The sequence below is a fragment of the Streptomyces sp. NPDC001816 genome, from assembly GCF_042892235.1.
Lineage (GTDB): Bacteria > Actinomycetota > Actinomycetes > Streptomycetales > Streptomycetaceae > Streptomyces.
On sequence record NZ_JBIATY010000002.1, the window covers coordinates 245,754 to 263,085 of the forward strand.

The 17,332-nt window shown below is 70.5% G+C and carries 16 protein-coding genes; 9 read left to right on the top strand and 7 right to left on the bottom strand.

The features are described 5' to 3' along the window. The first annotated feature begins 27 nt into the window (after positions 1 to 27). From ACFYZZ_RS06805 to ACFYZZ_RS06820, 4 genes are all read left to right on the top strand, one after another. The gene (locus tag ACFYZZ_RS06805) at positions 28 to 600 is read left to right on the top strand and encodes a TetR/AcrR family transcriptional regulator (protein WP_386577976.1); all 573 of its coding nucleotides are present in this window, start codon (positions 28 to 30) and stop codon (positions 598 to 600) included. A gap of 128 nt (positions 601 to 728) precedes the next feature. After that, complete coding sequence (locus ACFYZZ_RS06810; protein ID WP_389172428.1) at positions 729 to 1,409, top strand: ABC transporter permease; 681 nt, start codon at positions 729 to 731, stop codon at positions 1,407 to 1,409. Continuing rightward, positions 1,406 to 2,077 (top strand): ABC transporter permease, encoded by a 672-nt coding sequence (locus ACFYZZ_RS06815; protein ID WP_389172429.1) that lies wholly within the window; start codon positions 1,406 to 1,408, stop codon positions 2,075 to 2,077. Before ACFYZZ_RS06810 ends, ACFYZZ_RS06815 begins: the two co-directional genes overlap by 4 nt. Beyond that, positions 2,074 to 3,015 (top strand): ABC transporter substrate-binding protein, encoded by a 942-nt coding sequence (locus ACFYZZ_RS06820; RefSeq protein WP_389172431.1) that lies wholly within the window; start codon positions 2,074 to 2,076, stop codon positions 3,013 to 3,015. The genes ACFYZZ_RS06815 and ACFYZZ_RS06820 overlap by 4 nt, the downstream gene beginning before the upstream one ends. A 9-nt stretch (positions 3,016 to 3,024) precedes the next feature. Here the strand turns inward: ACFYZZ_RS06820 and ACFYZZ_RS06825 are convergent, their stop codons facing one another. The 7 genes from ACFYZZ_RS06825 to rhaI all read right to left on the bottom strand — a co-directional run bounded on the left by ACFYZZ_RS06825 (position 3,025) and on the right by rhaI (position 11,985). Then, on the bottom strand, positions 3,025 to 4,179 hold the full coding sequence (locus ACFYZZ_RS06825; protein ID WP_389172433.1) for a betaine/proline/choline family ABC transporter ATP-binding protein: 1,155 nt from the start codon (positions 4,177 to 4,179) through the stop codon (positions 3,025 to 3,027). A 57-nt stretch (positions 4,180 to 4,236) separates the two neighbouring features. Then, a complete protein-coding gene (locus ACFYZZ_RS06830) occupies positions 4,237 to 4,878 on the bottom strand; it encodes a lactate utilization protein C (RefSeq protein WP_389172434.1) in 642 nt (213 codons plus the stop codon). Further along, positions 4,875 to 6,362 (bottom strand): LutB/LldF family L-lactate oxidation iron-sulfur protein, encoded by a 1,488-nt coding sequence (locus ACFYZZ_RS06835; RefSeq protein ID WP_389172436.1) that lies wholly within the window; start codon positions 6,360 to 6,362, stop codon positions 4,875 to 4,877. Before ACFYZZ_RS06835 ends, ACFYZZ_RS06830 begins: the two co-directional genes overlap by 4 nt. Then, a complete protein-coding gene (locus ACFYZZ_RS06840) occupies positions 6,359 to 7,114 on the bottom strand; it encodes a (Fe-S)-binding protein (protein WP_389172438.1) in 756 nt (251 codons plus the stop codon). Before ACFYZZ_RS06840 ends, ACFYZZ_RS06835 begins: the two co-directional genes overlap by 4 nt. Positions 7,115 to 7,186: 72 nt before the next feature. Beyond that, the gene (locus ACFYZZ_RS06845) at positions 7,187 to 8,638 is read right to left on the bottom strand and encodes a rhamnulokinase family protein (protein ID WP_389172440.1); all 1,452 of its coding nucleotides are present in this window, start codon (positions 8,636 to 8,638) and stop codon (positions 7,187 to 7,189) included. A gap of 8 nt (positions 8,639 to 8,646) precedes the next feature. Then, complete coding sequence (locus ACFYZZ_RS06850) at positions 8,647 to 10,686, bottom strand: bifunctional aldolase/short-chain dehydrogenase (protein ID WP_389172441.1); 2,040 nt, start codon at positions 10,684 to 10,686, stop codon at positions 8,647 to 8,649. Positions 10,687 to 10,824: 138 nt separating this feature from the next. Next, entirely contained in the window at positions 10,825 to 11,985 is a 1,161-nt protein-coding gene (rhaI, locus tag ACFYZZ_RS06855) for an L-rhamnose isomerase (RefSeq protein WP_389172443.1), read from the bottom strand. A 257-nt stretch (positions 11,986 to 12,242) separates the two neighbouring features. Between rhaI and ACFYZZ_RS06860 the strand changes: the two genes are divergently transcribed. The 5 genes from ACFYZZ_RS06860 (at position 12,243) to ACFYZZ_RS06880 (ending at position 17,321) form a co-directional block, all read left to right on the top strand. Further along, on the top strand, positions 12,243 to 13,760 hold the full coding sequence (locus tag ACFYZZ_RS06860) for a sugar ABC transporter ATP-binding protein (RefSeq protein WP_389172445.1): 1,518 nt from the start codon (positions 12,243 to 12,245) through the stop codon (positions 13,758 to 13,760). Then, positions 13,757 to 14,797, top strand: a complete 1,041-nt coding sequence (locus ACFYZZ_RS06865; RefSeq protein WP_389172446.1) for an ABC transporter permease — start codon at positions 13,757 to 13,759, stop codon at positions 14,795 to 14,797. Before ACFYZZ_RS06860 ends, ACFYZZ_RS06865 begins: the two co-directional genes overlap by 4 nt. After that, positions 14,790 to 15,755 carry an ABC transporter permease gene (locus tag ACFYZZ_RS06870; protein WP_389172448.1) on the top strand — a complete coding sequence of 322 codons (966 nt, stop codon included), beginning with the start codon at positions 14,790 to 14,792 and terminating at the stop codon, positions 15,753 to 15,755. Before ACFYZZ_RS06865 ends, ACFYZZ_RS06870 begins: the two co-directional genes overlap by 8 nt. 148 nt (positions 15,756 to 15,903) lie before the next feature. Then, entirely contained in the window at positions 15,904 to 16,983 is a 1,080-nt protein-coding gene (gene rhaS, locus ACFYZZ_RS06875; RefSeq protein WP_389172450.1) for a rhamnose ABC transporter substrate-binding protein, read from the top strand. A 17-nt stretch (positions 16,984 to 17,000) separates the two neighbouring features. Further along, complete coding sequence (locus tag ACFYZZ_RS06880) at positions 17,001 to 17,321, top strand: L-rhamnose mutarotase (protein ID WP_389172452.1); 321 nt, start codon at positions 17,001 to 17,003, stop codon at positions 17,319 to 17,321. Positions 17,322 to 17,332: the final 11 nt, after the last annotated feature.

Here is a 17,332-nt window from a genome sequence, read left to right on the forward strand (position 1 = left end):
TCGCCCCGGACACGGTAACCTCGCCGTATGGCCACCACGGACAAGGCGTCCCCCCGAGACAGGCTGCTCGATGCCGCCGACCAGCTCTTCTACCGCGACGGCGTGTCCATCGGCGTCGAGGCGCTGTGCCGCACGGCGGGCGTCTCGAAGCGGTCGATGTACCAGCTCTTCGAGAGCAAGGACGAGATGCTGGCCGCGAGCCTGGAGCGACGTCTGCCCCGGTACCAGGCCCAGCTGGCGCCCGCCGACCCGGTGGCCGGGACACCGCGCGAGCGCATCCTGTACGTCTTCGAACAAGTGGAGAATGCCTCCACCGCCCCCGACTACTGCGGCTGCCCCTACCTCGCCGTACTGGTCGAGCTGAAGGACCCGGAGCACCCGGCGAGCCAGGTCGCCCGCGCGGCCAAGGAGCGCCTCACGGAGACCTTCCGCACGCAGGCGGAGGAAGGCGGCGCCCGTGACCCCGAGCTGCTCGCCCGCCAGCTGATGCTGATCTTCGACGGCGCCAGCGCCCGCGCCGGAGCCCGCGTGGAACGCCTGGACGACGGACTCGCCACGGCGACGGTGACCGCGCTCATGGATGCGTCCGGAATGCGGTAGCCCACGCCGGATGGCCCGCACCCCATACGGGCCGCCACAATGGATGGCCCGCACCCCATGCGGGCCACCGCACCCGTACGGGCCACCACAACGCGCCGCCCCGTTCCCCCGCCCGGTGCAATGGATGCGTGACCGCGCCTCCGGACGACTGCCTCGCGCGCAACGAGTGGATCTGCGGCGCCTATCTGACCACCCGCCGCCAGATCCTCCTCGACGCGGTCGTCCAGCACCTCCAGCTGACGTCGGTGTCGGTCCTCATCGGGCTCGCCCTCGCCCTGCCGCTCGCGGTGTTCGCCCGCCGCTGGGCCTTGGCGGCCGGCCCGGTCCTCGGCGTGACGACGATCCTCTACACCATCCCGTCCCTGGCGATGTTCTCCCTGCTCCTGCCTCTCTACGGCCTCTCGGCCGCCCTGGTCGTCGCGGGACTGGTGCTCTACTCGCTCACCCTGCTGGTGCGGAACATCCTGGCCGGGCTGCGCGCGGTCCCCGAGGAGACCCGACAGGCGGCGCGCGGCCTCGGCTACGGACCCATCCGGCTGCTGCTCACCGTCGAACTTCCCCTGGCCCTGCCCGCAGCGATGGCCGGGCTGCGCATCGCGACCGTCTCGGCGGTCTCGCTGGTCACGGTCGGTGCGATCGTCGGCTTCGGCGGCCTCGGCAACCTGATCTACTCGGGCATGAACACCTACTTCAAGGCCCAGGTGCTCACCGCGTCCGTGCTGTGCGTACTGATCGCCGTCGCCGCCGACGTCCTCCTGCTCGGCGTGCAGTGGCTGATCACCCCCTGGGCGAGGGCGGCCCGCGGATGAACACCCTGGGCGCCGCCTGGGACTGGCTGGCCGACCCCGCCCACTGGTCCGGCGACAACGGCGTCCGGCACCGGCTGCTCCAGCACCTGGTGCTCACCGTCGTCTGCCTGGTCATCAGCTGCCTGATCGCGCTGCCGGTCGCGCTGGTCCTCGGCCACCTGGGCAAGGGCGGCGCGCTCGCCGTCAACATCTCCAACGTCGGCCGGGCCGTCCCCACCTTCGCGGTACTGGTCCTGCTCCTGCTGACCCCGGTCGGGAAGTGGGGCGAGGGGCCGACCGTGGTCGCCCTGGTGCTGTTCGCCGTCCCGCCCCTGCTCACCAACGCCTACGTCGGCATGCGCGAGGTCGACCGGAGCGTCGTACAGGCGGCGCGGGGCATGGGGATGACCGGACGGCAGATGCTGTTTCAGGTGGAACTGCCCCTTTCGCTCCCGATGGTCCTCAACGGGGTGCGGATCGCCGCCGTCCAGCTCGTCGCCACCGCCACCATCGCCGCGCTCGCGGGCGGCGGCGGACTCGGCCGGATCATCACGGCGGGCTTCAACCTGGCCAGCACACCCATGGTGGTCGCCGGGGCCCTCCTCGTCGCCGTGTTCGCACTGATCGTCGAGGCCGTCTTCGAGGTCGCCGAACGCCTGGCACCGGCCTGGGCCAGGGGCGGCCGATGAGAGGCCGCACCGCGGTCACGGCAGCCGGGCTCCTCGCCCTGACCGCCTGCTCCACCGGCCCCTCCCTGGAGAACCGCGGCGCGGTCACCGCATCGCCCGGCGACAGCCACCACCTGACCATCGGCTCGGCCGGCTTCACCGAGAGCGACCTGCTCGCCCAGCTGTACGCACAGCTGCTGAACCAGGCCGGCTACAAGACCTCGATCATCACGGTCGCCAACCGGGAGCTGTACGAACCTGCCCTGGAGTCCGGCCAGATCGACGTCGTGCCCGAGTACGCGGCCACCCTCGCCGACTGGCTGAACGCCAAGACCCACGGCGCCGACGCGAAGCCGGTCGGCTCACCCGACCTCGACGCCACGATGAAGGCCCTGCGGAACCTCGCCGCACCCCGCGGACTCACCGCCCTGCCGCCCGGTCGCGCGGTGGACCAGAACGCCTTCGCGGTGAGCGCCGACTACGCCCGGCTGCACCACCTCAAGACCCTCAGCGACCTCGGCGCCTCGAAGCTGAAGGTACGGCTCGCCGCCGGCGACGAGTGCGTGCAACGGCCCTACTGCGAACCGGGGTTGAAGAAGGTCTACGGCATCGACATCACCGGGATCGACCCCAAGGGCGTCGGCACCACCCAGGCCAAGCGGGCCGTGCAGGACGGCCGTGACCAGATGGTGCTGACCACCACCACCGACGCCACCCTCGACCAGTTCGGTCTGCTCCTGCTCGCCGACGACAGGCACCTGCAGAACGCCGACTACGTCGTCCCGGTCGCCAACCGCGCCCGCGCGGGCAGTGCGGGCGCGGCGAAGGCGCTGGGCAGGCTCAACGACATCCTCACGACCGCGGACCTGGCGGACATGGACCGGCAGGTCGACAGCTGGCGCCGGCTGCCGGCCGACGTGGCCCGGACCTACCTCAAGGACAAGGGCCTGCTGAAGTGACGGCCCGCCTCAGGCGTCCGCGACCGAGTCGAACGGCACCTGCCCCCGCGCGACACCCCGGGCGTCCGCGTCCACCGAGCGGCGCAGCGCCTCGTGCAGCTTCGCCGGGGTCAGCACGCCCAGGAAGCGCGCCCCGTCCAGCACGGCGACCCACCCGGCGTCGTACTGGAGCATCACCCCGAACGCCTGCTTCAACGGGGCACCCACCGGCACCCATGCCGTCATCCGGTGCGCGAGGTCCCCGACCGTGCCACCCGCGGCCAGCTCGTCGATGCCGACCCAGCCGTGCAGCTCGCCGTGCGCGTCGAGCACCACCGCCCACCGGGCGCCCTCGGCCCGCAGCCGCTCCGCGGCACGCTCGGCGGGCTCGGCCGGCCGGGCCACCGGCGGCTGTTCGAGATCGTCCGGCTCGATCTCGGTGACCGACAGCCGCTTCAGCCCCCGGTCGGCGCCCACGAAACCGGCGACGTACGGCGTGGCGGGCGAGCCGAGCACCGCACCCGGCGTGTCGAACTGCTCGATGCGCCCCTGCCCGTACACGGCGATACGGTCACCGAGCCGGACGGCCTCCTCGATGTCGTGCGTGACCAGCAGTACCGTCTTGCGCACCGCGGCCTGCATCCGCAGGAACTCGTCCTGCAACTGCTCCCGCACCACCGGGTCGACCGCGCCGAACGGCTCGTCCATCAGCAGCACCGGCGGATCGGCCGCGAGCGCCCGCGCCACGCCCACCCGCTGCCGCTGGCCGCCGGAGAGCTGCTCCGGATAGCGCGGCCCGTATGTCTTCGGGTCGAGGCCCACCAGATCGAGCAGCTCGGCCGCCCGGGCCCGCGCCTTCGCCCGCTTCCAGCCGAGCAGCGCCGGCACGGTCGCCGTGTTGTCCAGCACCGTGCGGTGCGGGAAGAGGCCCACCTGCTGGATGACGTAACCGATACGCCGGCGCAGCCGCACCGGATCCACCTGCGCGATGTCCTCTCCGTTCACGAAGATCCGGCCGGAGGTCGGCTCGATCAGCCGGTTCACCATCATCATGGTGGTCGTTTTGCCGCAGCCCGAGGGCCCCACGAGGGTGACCAGTTCACCTTCGGACACCTCGAAGGAGAGGCCGTCCACGGCCGTCGTACCGTCCGGATACCGCTTGGTGACCTGCTCGAACCGGATCATTCCCTCACGCTAGCGGGACAGCTCGCGCTGTCGCGCCAAGGGGAGGGTGGCGGAGTGTCAGCCCAGGAGGACGACCTCCAGGGTGCGGGGGCCGTGCACGCCCTCGACCCGGTCCAGCTCGATGTCGCTCGTGGCCGACGGGCCGGAGATCCAGGTCAACGGGCGGGCCGGATCGAGGCGGTCGAGGGCCTGGGGGACAGACGAGACGACCTGCTCAGGGACGCGGACGACGCAGATGTGGTGGTCGGGGATCAGGCTGATCCGGCGGCGGCCCTGGTCGGGACCGCCGTCCAGGACGATCGTGCCGGTCTCGGCGATCGCGACCGCGCAGCCCGTGACCACGCTCTCCACCTTGTCCAGTTCGCGAGGCGTGCTCGCTGCACGGTCGTGGACCCGAGTCGGATCGGCGGCCGACATCCACTCCGGCGGGAGGCCAGGGGGCACGAGCACCTCCCGGGACCCCCGCTGGGCCAGCAACCGCATGATGAGGAGGGGGAGTTCGGCGTCAGTGGCGCGGTGCACGATCGCCCGGTAGTCCGCCAGGTTCTCCGCGAGCAGGTTCACCATCTCCTCGACGGTGCGCTCGCCGTGCTCCCGCAGATACTCCCGGGAGACGGCCCGCTCGTACGGCGTGTCGTCCTGTGGTACGTCCGCCAGCGCGCGCCGCACCCGGCCCAGGATCCGCTCTCTGCTGCTCACTTCGCACCCTTCCTTCCGCCGTCCGTGCGCTGCCACCAGTCCCGGAACGGCTCCGAGGGCACCGGCGGCAGGTCCCGGGAGCCGCTCCAGGCCCTGCCGGGACCGGGGAGCGTCCGTGGGTGGAAGCGGCGGGTCCGCGAAGCGATCCGCTGGCCCGCCCGCAACGCCCCCGGATGCGCGAAAGCCCAGCGGGCCGCCCGCATGGCCGCCCGTTCGGCCGCATGCCCCTTCGCGGGTTTCAGCAGCACCCTGTTGCCCTCCCGGACCGCCGGACCGCCCTCCACGACCCGCTCCCGCAGATGCACCAGCACCTCGGGGATGTCGATGGCGACGGGGCAGACCTCGTAGCAGGCGCCGCACAGCGACGACGCGTACGGCAGCGAGGCGTCGATCTCGCTGGCCGTGCCCCGGAGTTGAGGGCTCAGGATCGCCCCGATCGGGCCCGGGTAGACCGAGCCGTACGCGTGCCCGCCCGCCCGCTCGTACACCGGGCACACGTTCAGGCAGGCCGAGCAGCGGATGCAGCGCAGCGCCTGGCGGCCGACCTGGTCGGCGAGGGTGTCGGTGCGGCCGTTGTCGAGCAGGACCAGGTGGAAGGCCTGCGGTCCGTCAGCCGTCTCGGAGTCCGTCGTGCCCGTCCACATGCTCGTGTAAGGGTTCATGCGCTCGGCCGTGGAGGAGCGGGGGAGGGTCTGCAGGAAGACTTCGAGGTCGCGCCAGGTGGGGACGATCTTCTCGATGCCGACGACCGAGATCAGGGTCTCCGGGAGGGTGAGGCACATCCGGCCGTTGCCCTCGGACTCCACGACCACCAGCGTCCCGGTCTCGGCGACCATGAAGTTGGCGCCGGAGATGCCGACCTTGGCGCGCAGGAACTTCTCCCGCAGGTGCAGCCGCGCGGCCTCGGCGAGTTCGGCGGGAGTGTCGGTGAGGCCTTCGGGGGCGGGACGGCCCCACTCGCTCATCTCCTTGCGGAAGATGTCCCGGATCTCGCCCCGGTTGCGGTGGATGGCCGGGACCAGGATGTGCGAGGGACGGTCCCTGCCCAACTGCACGATCAGCTCCGCGAGATCGGTCTCGTAGGCGCGGATGCCCTCCGCCTCCAGGGCCTCGTTGAGACCGATCTCCTGCGTGGCCATGGACTTGACCTTGACGACCTCCGACTCCCCGGTGGCCCGGACGAGTTCGGCGACGATCCGGTTGGCCTCGTCGGCGTCCGCCGCCCAGTGGACCGTCCCCCCGGCGGCCGTGACCGCCTCCTCCAACTGCACCAGATAGCGGTCCAGATGGCGCAGGGTGTGGTCCTTGACGGCCCGGCCCGCCTCCCTCAGCTCCGCCCAGTCGGACAACTCGGCGACTGCCTTGGCCCGTTTGGCACGGATGGTGTGCGTGGCGTGGCGCAGATTGCCGCGCAGGGTCCGGTTATTGACGGCATCGTGCGCCGCCTTAGGAAAAGCCGGCATGCCGACGAACATCCCGCTCATACCGCCGGTTCCTCCTCCGTGCTCGCCAGGATCTCCGCGATGTGCACCGGCCGCATGCCCACCTGGAGCCGGGTCAGGGTCCCGCCGATGTGCATCAGACAGGAGTTGTCGGCGGCGCACAGCACCTCGGCGCCGGTCGACTCCGCGTTGCGGACCTTGTCGGTGCCCATCGCCGCCGAGACCTCGGAGTTCTTCAGCGCGAAGGTCCCGCCGAACCCGCAGCACTCCTCGGCGCCCGGCAGCTCCACCAGCTCAAGACCCTTGACGGCCTGAAGAAGCCTTCGAGGCCGGTCGCCGAGACCGAGACCGTGCAGGCCGTGGCAGGTGGGGTGATAGGTCACCTTGTGCGGGTAATAGGCGCCCACGTCCGTCACGCCCAGCACGTCCACCAGGAACTCCGTCAGTTCGTAGGTCCTGGTGACCACGGGCGCCAGCGTCCGGGCGAGGCCGTCCCCGCGCCCCTCGGCCCGCGCCCGCTCACCCATCCTCGGATACAGCTCCCGCACCATCGCCCCGCACGACCCCGAGGGGGTCACGATGGCCTCGTACTCCCCGAAGACATCGGAGAAATGCCGGGCCAGAGGCTCCGCCTCATGCCGATAGCCGGTGTTGTAGTGCGCCTGCCCGCAACACGTCTGCCCCATCGGAAAGTCGACCTCGACACCCAGCCTGGTCAGCAGCTTCACCACCGCTCGGCCGGTGTCCGGATAGAGCGTGTCGTTGACACAGGTCAGGAACAGAGCGACACGCATCGCGGCTCCTCGGGGTCGGTCATCGGACGAGTGCAGGGTAATGGGCGGACACCGCCGGGGGCAGAGGGCGACTCACCGCGTGGCGAGCCGGGCCTGGGCCTCCCGCCAGCGCGCCGTATCGCCCCGCGGCGCGTACCGGGTCAGCGGCTGGGTACGGGTGAGCAGCCGGCGCATGTCGTCGAGGTCACCGACCAGCCCGTGGGTGCGGGCCTGTACGAGGATGTTGCCGAGGGCGGCCGCCTCCGTGGCGCCCGCCACCACCGGCAACCCGCACGCGTCGGCCGTCAGCTGACACAGCAGCGCGTTGCGCGTTCCGCCGCCGACGACGTACACGACGTCCACCGGATGGTCGGCCAGCCGCTGCGCGTCCTCGACGGCCCGACGGTGCGCGAGGGCCAGCGAGTCGAGGATGCACCGCGTGATCTCGGCCCGCGTACCGGGCGCCGGCTGCCCCGAGGCCCGGCACGCCTCGGCGATCCGCTCCGGCATCCGCCCCGGAGCCAGAAACGCCTCGTCCCCCGCGTCGACGACCGACCGCAGCGTCGGCACCCCGGCGGCCTCGCGCAGCAACAGCCCCAGATCGGGCTCGCCCCAGGCCCGTACGCACTCCTGGAGCAGCCACAGACCCATGATGTTGCGCAGATAGCGGACCGTGCCGTCGAGCCCCAGCTCATTGGTGAAGTTCGCGGCCCGGCTCTCCTCGGTGAGCACCGGCGCCTCCAGCTCCAGGCCGGCCAGGGACCAGGTGCCGGTGCAGATGTAGGCGAAGCGCCCACCGGCGGCCGGTACCGCGGCCACCGCCGAGGCGGTGTCGTGCGACCCGACGGCCGTCACCGGCACCGGGCCCGTGAGCCCCGTCTCCTCCAGCACCTCCGCCCGCAGCACACCCGCCGGATCACCCGGCTGCCGCAGCGGCGCGAACAGCCCGAGGTCGATCCCCAGCCGCTCGGCGACGTCGTACGACCACGCGCGCGTCCGGGGATCGATCAGCTGGGTCGTGGAGGCGTTGGTCAGCTCGGTGCCCTGCTCGCCGGTCAGCCAGTACGTCAGCAGGTCCGGGATGAGCAACAGCCGCCTGGCGTGGGCGAACTGGGCCGTCGAGCGAGCCGCCATGAGCTGGTACAGGGTGTTGAAGGGGGCGTACTGCAACCCGGTCGCCGCGTACAGCTCGGCGGCCGGCACACTCGCCCACACCTTCTCCGCGACGCCCTCGGTGCGGGCGTCGCGGTAGTGCACCGGGTTGCCCAGCAGGGCCCCGTCGGCGTCCAGCAGGCCGTGGTCCACGGCCCAGCTGTCGATGCCGACGGAGTCGAGCCGTCCACCGCAGTGGGCACCGGCCGCCCGCAGCCCGCCCAGCGCACCGGCGTACAGCGCGAGGACGTCCCAGCGCAGCCCCTCCGGCACCCGCACGGGCCGGTTCGGGAACCGGTGCGCCTCGCTCAGCTCCAGCGCGTCGGACCCGACCCGCCCGACCATCACGCGCCCGCTGGACGCGCCGAGATCGACGGCGGCGTACGACTTCATGCCCGCGCTCATCGAAGGAACGCGGCCGCCACACCCGCGTCGACCGGGATGTGCAGCCCTGTGGTGTGCGTGAGGTCCCCGCCGGTGAGCGCGAACACCGCGTTCGCCACATGCTCCGGCAGCACCTCCCGCTTCAGGAGGGTCCGCTGCGCGTAGAACTCGCCCAGCTTCTCCTCCGGCACCCCGTACACGGCGGCCCGCTGAGCACCCCAGCCGCCCGCGAAGATCCCGGAGCCCCGCACGACACCGTCCGGGTTGACCCCGTTCACCCGGATCCCGTGCTCACCCAACTCGGCCGCCAGCAGCCGCACTTGATGCGCCTGGTCGGCCTTGGTTGCGGAGTAGGCGATGTTGTTCGGGCCCGCGAAGACGGCGTTCTTCGAGGCGATGTAGACGATGTCCCCGCCCAGCCCCTGCGCGATCATCACGCGAGCCGCTTCCCGCGAGACGAGGAAGGAGCCACGGGCCATGATGTCGTGCTGGAGGTCCCAGTCCCTGGCCGAAGTCTCCAGCAACGGCTTGGAGATGGAGATGCCGGCGTTGTTCACCACGAGGTCGACGCCACCGAAGGCGAGCACGGCGGCCCGGAAGGCGCCGGCGATCTGCTCCTCGTCCGTCACGTCCACGGTGACGGCGACGGCCTTGTCGGGCCCGCCCAGCTCCTCCGCCACGGCGGACGCGTTCTCGCCGTTGAGATCGGCAACGACGACACACGCCCCCTCGGCCACGAGCCGATGCGCGATCGCCCTCCCGATCCCGCTGCCCGCCCCGGTCACGAGGGCCACCCGGGTGGCCAGCGCCCTCGGCTTCGGCATCCGCTGGAGCTTGGCTTCCTCAAGCGCCCAGTACTCGATGCGGAACTTCTCCGACTCCTCGATCGGCGCGTACGTGGACACGGCCTCGGCCCCGCGCATCACGTTGATCGCGTTGGCGTAGAACTCACCGGCCACCCGGGCGGTCTGCTTGTCCTTGCCGAAGGAGAACATCCCCACGCCGGGAATCAGCACGATCGCCGGGTCGGCGCCGCGCAGGGCGGGGGAGTCGGGCAGCGCGTGCCGCTGGTAGTAGGAGGCGTACTCCTCGCGGTAGGAGGCGTGCAGCTCCCGCAGCCGGGCGACGGCCTCCTCGACGGGCACGGACGGGGGCAGATCGAGCACGAGCGGCCGTACCTTGGTCCGCAGGAAGTGATCCGGGCAGGAGGTGCCGAGCGCGGCGAGTCGGGGATGCCCGTCCCGCGTCACGAAGTCGAGCACGACGTCGGAGTCGTTGAAATGCCCGACCTGGGGCTTGTCCTGGGAGGCGATGGCCCGCACGTACGGCGCGAGGGCGGCGGCCCGCTCCCGCCGCTCGCTCTCGGGCAACGCCTCGTACCCCTCGATCACCGCCCCGAACGGCTCCGCCTTCCCCTTCTCCGCCAGGAAGGCCTCGGCGGTGCGGATGATGTGCAGCGAGTTCCGCTCGCACTCCTCGGACGTCGATCCCCAGGCGGTGATCCCGTGCCCGCCGAGGACGCACCCGATGGCCCGCGGGTTGGCCTCCTTGATCGCGGCGATGTCCAGCCCCAGCTGGAACCCTGGCCGCCGCCACGGCACCCACACCACGCTGTCCCCGAAGCACTCGGAGGTCAGCTTCTGCCCGTCGGCGGCGCACGCGAGCGCGATGCCGGAGTCCGGGTGCAGATGGTCGACGTGCGGGGCGTCCACGAGTCCGTGCATGGCGGTGTCGATGGAGGGAGCCGCCCCGCCCTTGCCATGCAGGCAGTAGTCGAAGGCGGCGACCATCTCGTCCTCGCGCTCGACACCCGGGTAGACGTCCACGAGCGCCCGCAGCCGGTCCAGCCGCAACACGGCGAGCCCCGCCTCGGTGAGCGTACCGAGGTCACCACCGGACCCCTTCACCCACATCAGCTCGACGTCACCGCCGGTGACGGGGTCGGTGTCGGTGCCTTTGGCGGAGGCGTTTCCGCCGGCGTAGTTGGTATTGCGCGGATCGGCGCCGAGCCGATGGGAGCGGCCGAGCAGGGCGGCGGCCTCGTGGTGCGGTGCCATGAACTTCAGTCCTTATGTGAAAGAGGGCGAGTGCATTTCCCTAGGGGCGCGGGGCTGTATTGATCAGCGGCTCCGCCGCGGGGCGCGACCAGCCACAACCGGCCCGCACCCCGCACACGAACAGAACCCCGCAGACGCTTACGCCCCCCACCCGGCCTGCTGACCACCAACCCGCTCAGCGACGATCTTCTGCGCCCACCCCGACCGGGCATACGCGGCAATCGGATCCGGATTGATCCCCATCTCTTCCCGCACCTCACGAAGCAACGGCCGTACATCCGTGTTGTATGCATCCATCAACACCGCATTGGCACCGAGCACATCACCGGAGACCTGCGCCGCAGCCAACGCCGACCGATCCACCGACAAAGCCTTGGCCGTCGCTTCCTGCACGTTCATGACGGACCGGATGATCGCCGGAATCTTCGCCTCGATGTTGTGACACTGATCGAGCATGAACGCGACCTCGGAGGTGAACCCACCCCCACGCACGACCTCGTACATGATCCGGAACAGCTGGAACGGATCCGCGGCCCCCACCATCAGGTCGTCATCCGCATAGAACCGCGAGTTGAAGTCGAACCCCCCGAGCTTCCCCTCCCTGAGCAGCGTGGCGACGATGAACTCGATGTTGGTGCCCGGCGCGTGGTGCCCGGTGTCCACCACGACCTGCGCCTTGGGCCCGAGCTTCAGACAGTGGGCGTACGCCGTACCCCAGTCCGGGACGTCGGTCGTGTAGAACGCCGGCTCGAAGAACTTGTACTCCAGCAGCATCCGCTGACCGTCCCCCAGCCGCGCGTACACCTCGGAGAGGCCCTCGGCCAGCCGGTCCTGCCGCGCCCGTACATCGTCCTGCCCGGGATAGTTCGTACCGTCCGCGAACCACAGCTTCAGATCGGTGGAGCCCGTCGCGTCCATGATGTCGACGCACTCCAGCAGATGATCGACGGCCTTACGGCGCACCGCCGCATCCGGATGGCAGATGCTGCCGAGCTTGTAGTCGTCGTCCTGGAACGTGTTGGAGTTGATCGCCCCCAACTTCACGCCGCGCTCCTCCGCGAACTTGGCCAGGGCCGCGTAGTCGTCCACCTTGTCCCAAGGGATGTGCAGGGCAACCCTCGGCGCAACACCGGTGAACGCATGCACCTGCGCCGCGTCCTCCACCTTCTCCTGCGGAGTGCGTGGAACGCCCTGCTGGGCGAACACCTTGAACCGTGTCCCCGAGTTCCCGTACGCCCACGACGGTGTCTCGACGGCCTGGGTCTTGAGCGCGGCCTTCACCGCGGCGAGGTCGGTCACTTGAGGGCTCCTGTGGGGTCCGGCTGAACGACGGAATGTATGAAACGATTCAGAACGGCAAGCTATGAGCCCTCCCGAGGGGTGTCAAGCGCTCCGACCAACCCTGATCTCCGTGACCCGGCCGCGAACTTCGGCTGTCGAAATCTTTTCGACACGGACCCATTGACGGGACATGGCCGGGATGCCTAACGTCCCGGCAATCCAGTTGAAACCTTTCACGCCGTGGGATCGCCGCGGGCGTCGTCGAGGAGCCATCCATGACCCACCCGCCTGACCCGGGACCGGCCCCGGTGCTGGCCCTGAGGGACGTGTCCAAGTCCTTCGGCGCCGTACGCGCCCTGCGCGGCGTCTCCCTGGAGCTGTTCCCCGGCGAGGTGCACGCCCTCGCCGGCGAGAACGGCGCGGGCAAGTCGACCCTGATCAAGACGCTCGCCGGCGTGTACCGACCGGACGCCGGTCAGGTGCTGCTCGACGGCGAGCCCGTCGTCTTCCACGGCCCCGGCGACGCCCGCGGCGCCGGTATCGCCGTGATCTACCAGGAACCGACCCTCTTTCCCGACCTGTCGATCGCCGAGAACATCTTCATGGGCCGCCAGCCCCGTCGCGCCCTCGGCCGGATCGACCACAAGGCCACGCACGCGGCCACCGCGGCCCTGATGCGGCGGCTCGGCGTGGACCTCGACCCCGACCGCCCGGCCCGCGGCCTGTCGATCGCCGACCAGCAGATCGTGGAGATCGCCAAGGCCCTCTCCTTCGACGCCCGCGTCCTGATCATGGACGAGCCCACGGCCGCCCTGACCGGCAGCGAGGTCGCCCGCCTCTTCGGCGTCGTGAGCACCCTGCGCGAACAGGGCGCCGCCGTCCTGTTCATCTCCCACCGGCTGGAGGAGATCTTCCAGATCTGCCGGCGGGTGACCACGCTGCGGGACGGGACCTGGATCGCCAGCGATGCCCTGGACGGTATGACCGAGGACGACCTGGTCCGCCGCATGGTCGGCCGCGACCTGGACGAGCTGTACCCCAAGCAGGACGTCACGCCCGGCCAAGTCGCCCTGAGCGTGCGCCGGCTGACCCGCGAGGGCGTCTTCACCGACGTCTCCTTCGAGGTCCGCCGCGGCGAGATCGTCGGCCTCGCCGGGCTCGTCGGCGCGGGTCGCACCGAGGTCGCCCGCGCGGTCTTCGGCGTCGACCGCTGGGACGCGGGGGAGGTCGAGGTCGACGGCCGCAGGCTCACCAACGGCGCGCCCTCCACCGCGATGGCCGCCGGACTCGCCCTGGTCCCCGAGGACCGGCGCGCGCAGGGCCTGGTGATGGACATGTCCATCGAACGCAACATCGGCCTGACCGGGCTGCGTACGGCCGTGAAGGCCGGGCTGGTGGACCGTGGCGCCGAACGCAGCCGCTCCCTCGACTGGGCGGTGAAGCTCCAGGTGAAGTACGCCAGGATCGCCGACGCCGTCTCCACCCTCTCCGGCGGCAACCAGCAGAAGGTCGTCCTCGCCAAGTGGCTGGCCACCGGCCCGAAGGTACTGATCGTGGACGAGCCCACCCGCGGCATCGACGTCGGCACCAAGGCCGAGGTCCACCGGCTGCTGTCTCAGCTCGCCGCCGACGGGGTCGCCGTCCTGATGATCTCCTCCGATCTGCCCGAGGTCCTCGGCATGGCCGACCGTGTGCTGGTGATGCACGAGGGACGGATCACCGCCGAGATCCCCCGCTCCGAAGCCACCGAGGAAACCGTGATGGCCGCAGCCACCGGGAGGGCCGCCGCATGACGGTGACCGCGCCCGACCACGCACCGCCCGCCGAGGTGCCGCGGTCCAGCGGCACCCGCCTGGTCGACCGCGTCTTCAAGATGCGTGAACTCGCCATCCTGGTCGTCTTCCTGGTGATGATCGCCGTCACCCAGGCGGGCAACAGCGAGTTCCTGTCCGAGCAGGGCATCAAGGACCTGCTGCTCAACGCCACGATCCTGGTGCTGGTCGCCACCGGCCAGTCCCTGGTGGTGATCACGAGGAACGTCGACCTGTCCGTCGGCTCCACCCTCGGCATCAGCGCCTTCGCGGCCGGCACCTACCTCCACGGAGGCGGGAACCCCGTCGTCGCGATCGCCCTCGCCGTCCTGCTCGGCGTCGCCTTCGGGCTCCTGAACGGCCTGCTCGTCAGCCTCGGCCAGGTGCCCGCGCTCGTCGTCACCCTCGGCACCCTCTACATCATCCGCGGCATCGACTCGATCTGGGTGGGCTCCCGGCAGATCACCGCGGCCGATCTCCCCGGCGGATTCGTGGACTTCGGCTCCGGCGGACTCCCCGCGATCCCCTGGCCGGCCCTGATCGCCCTCGCCGTACTCGTCGCCACCGCCTACTACCTCAGACACTTCGGCAGCGGGCGTGAGCTGTACGCCCTCGGCTCCAACCCGGAGGCCGCCCGCCTCGCCGGCATCCCCGTCCGCAAGCGGATCCTGGCCGCCTACACCCTCTGCGGCGCCCTCGCCGGACTTGCCGGCGCCCTGTACCTGGCCCGGTTCGGCAACGTCGACTCCGGCACCGGCAACGGCTACGAACTCACCGTCGTCAGCGCGGTCGTGGTCGGCGGCGTCGCCTTCACCGGCGGCTCCGGCAGCGTCTACGGCGCCGCCCTCGGCGCACTGCTGCTCACCTCGATCAACAGTGTGCTGCCCGCCCTCGGCGTCAGCTCCGTCTGGGTGCTCGCCATCAACGGCGTCCTGCTGCTGCTCGCCATCGCCGTCGACCGGATCGTCGCACTGCGGGTGGCCGCCGCCCTGAAGAAGAGGAAGGCCCGCCATGCCTGAGTCCCTGACACGCGCGATCCGCTGGGACACCGTGGTCGGCGCACTCCTGGTCGTCCTGTTGCTGCTGTCGTTCGGCACGGTCGACGGCTTCGGGAACGCCCTGAACCTGTCGTTCCTGATCGGCAACACGCTGCCGATCGCCCTGATCGCCCTGCCCATGACGCTGCTCGTCGTCTCCGGTGAGATCGATCTGTCGGTGGCTTCCACCGCCGGCCTGTCGGGCGCGGTGATGGGCAGGCTGTGGAACGAGGGCATGGCCATCGAGACGATCATCCCGATCTGTCTCCTGCTCGGCGTGGTGTGCGGGCTGGTCAACGGCCTCCTCGTCACCCGGCTCGGCCTGCCCTCCCTCGCCGTCACCATCGGCACGCTCGCCGCCTACCGGGGCATCGCGCAGATCGTGCTCGGCTCCGACGCGGTGACCGACTTCCCCACGCAGTACCTGGACTTCGCGGCGGGGCGGATCGGGAACACGTTCATCCCGCAGGCCTTCCTGCCCTTCCTCGTGCTGCTCGCCGTCGCCGTGGTCGTCCTGCACGCCACCCCGTTCGGCCGGTCGCTGTTCGCGATCGGTGCCAACGAGGAGGCGGCGCGGTTCGCCGGGATCAGGGTCAGGCGGCACAAGCTGATTCTGTTCACGGTGACCGGGTCGATGGCCTCGCTCACCGGGATCTTCTGGGCTCTGCACTACGCCAGTGCGCGTTACGACAACGCCACCGGGCTCGAACTCGCCGTCGTCGCCGCCGTGTTGCTCGGTGGGATCGACTTCGACGGCGGCAAGGGCACGTTGGGCGGTGCGATCGCGGGTGTCTTCCTGCTCGGTGCGCTGCAGAACGTGATGAGCCTGCTGAACGTCTCCGCGCAGTCGCAGATTGTTGTGACCGGCGTGCTGCTGGTCGTCTCCGTGCTCGGCCCCCGGGTCGCACGCCAGATCGCTCCGCTGAGAAGGCCGTCCTGAAACTGCGGGCCGTCCGTGGCTGGTCGCTCCCCCAAGTTCTCGGCTTCGCTCGAACAGGGGGGACCCCCATCGCGGCGGAGCCGCACATGAACACAGCCCCGCGCCCCTTTGGGGCGCGTCCACTCACCCTCGCACGAAGGATCACGGTATGCACGCGTCATCCATCCGCCGCACCGGCGCCGCCCTCGCCGCGGCCACCTCCCTCGCCCTCGCCCTCACCGCCTGCGGCGGCACCACCAAGAACGACGTCAAGTCGGAGAACACCTCGGCCGCCTCCGCCGGCAAGGCCGATCCGAACGCGGCCACCAAGAAGGGGCTGACCGTCGGCTTCCTGCCCAAGCAGGTCAACAACCCGTACTTCACCACCTCCGACAAGGGCGGCGAGAAGGCCCTCACCGAACTGGGCTCCAGGTACAAGGAGGTGGGCCCGAGCAGCGCCACCGACACCGCCGGGCAGGTGAGTTATGTCAACACCCTCACCCAGCAGCAGGTGAACGCGATCGCCGTGTCCGCGCAGGACCCGGGGGCGCTGTGCACCGCGCTCAAGCAGGCCATGAGCAACGACATCAAGGTCGTCACCTACGACTCCGACACCAACCCCGGCTGCCGCAACGCCTTCGTCTCGCAGGCGTCCGCCGAGGACCTGGGCCGTACCGAGGTGCAGTTGCTGGCCGAGCAGATCGGGTACAAGGGCGAGATCGCCGTCCTGTCCGCCGCGCAGACCGCGACGAACCAGAACACCTGGATCGGCTACATGAAGGACGAGCTGAAGGACCCCAAGTACAAGAACATCAAGCTGGTCAAGATCGCTTACGGCAACGACGACGCCCAGCAGTCCTTCCAGCAGACCCAGGGCCTGCTCCAGGAGTACCCGAACCTGAAGGGGATCATCTCCCCGACCACCGTCGGCATCAAGACGGCCGCGCAGTACCTGTCCGGCTCCAAGTACAAGGGCAAGGTCAAGCTGACCGGCCTCGGCACCCCCAACGACATGCGCAAGTACGTCAAGAACGGCACCGTCGACGCCTTCGAGCTGTGGGACCCGGCCCAGCTCGGCGACCTCGCCGCCCGCACCGCCGTCGCCCTGGTGTCCGGGCAGATCACCGGCAAGGAGGGCGAGACCTTCAAGGCCGGCGACGCGACGTACACCATCGGCAAGGACGGCGTGATCAACCTCGGCAAGCCGACCGTGTTCGACGCAAAGAACATCGACCGGTTCAACTTCTAGTGGCCGAGGGGCTGTTGATGCAGCGCGTGTGCTTCCTGCTGAAGGTCCGGGCGGATCGGCTCGACGAGTACTGCGAGCGGCACGCCGCCGTGTGGCCGGAGATGCTCGACGCCCTGCGGGCGACCGGCTGGCACAACTACTCGCTCTTCCTGCGCGAGGACGGCCTGCTCGTCGGCTACCTGGAGACCGAGGACTTCGCCGCAGCCCAGGCCGGCATGGAGGCCGCCGACGTCAACGCCCGCTGGCAGGCGGAGATGGCGCCGTTCTTCGAGTCGCTGGACGGCGCCCGGCCCGACGAGGCCATGAAACCGCTCACCGAAGTGTTCCACCTGGCCTGACCCCTGGAGTC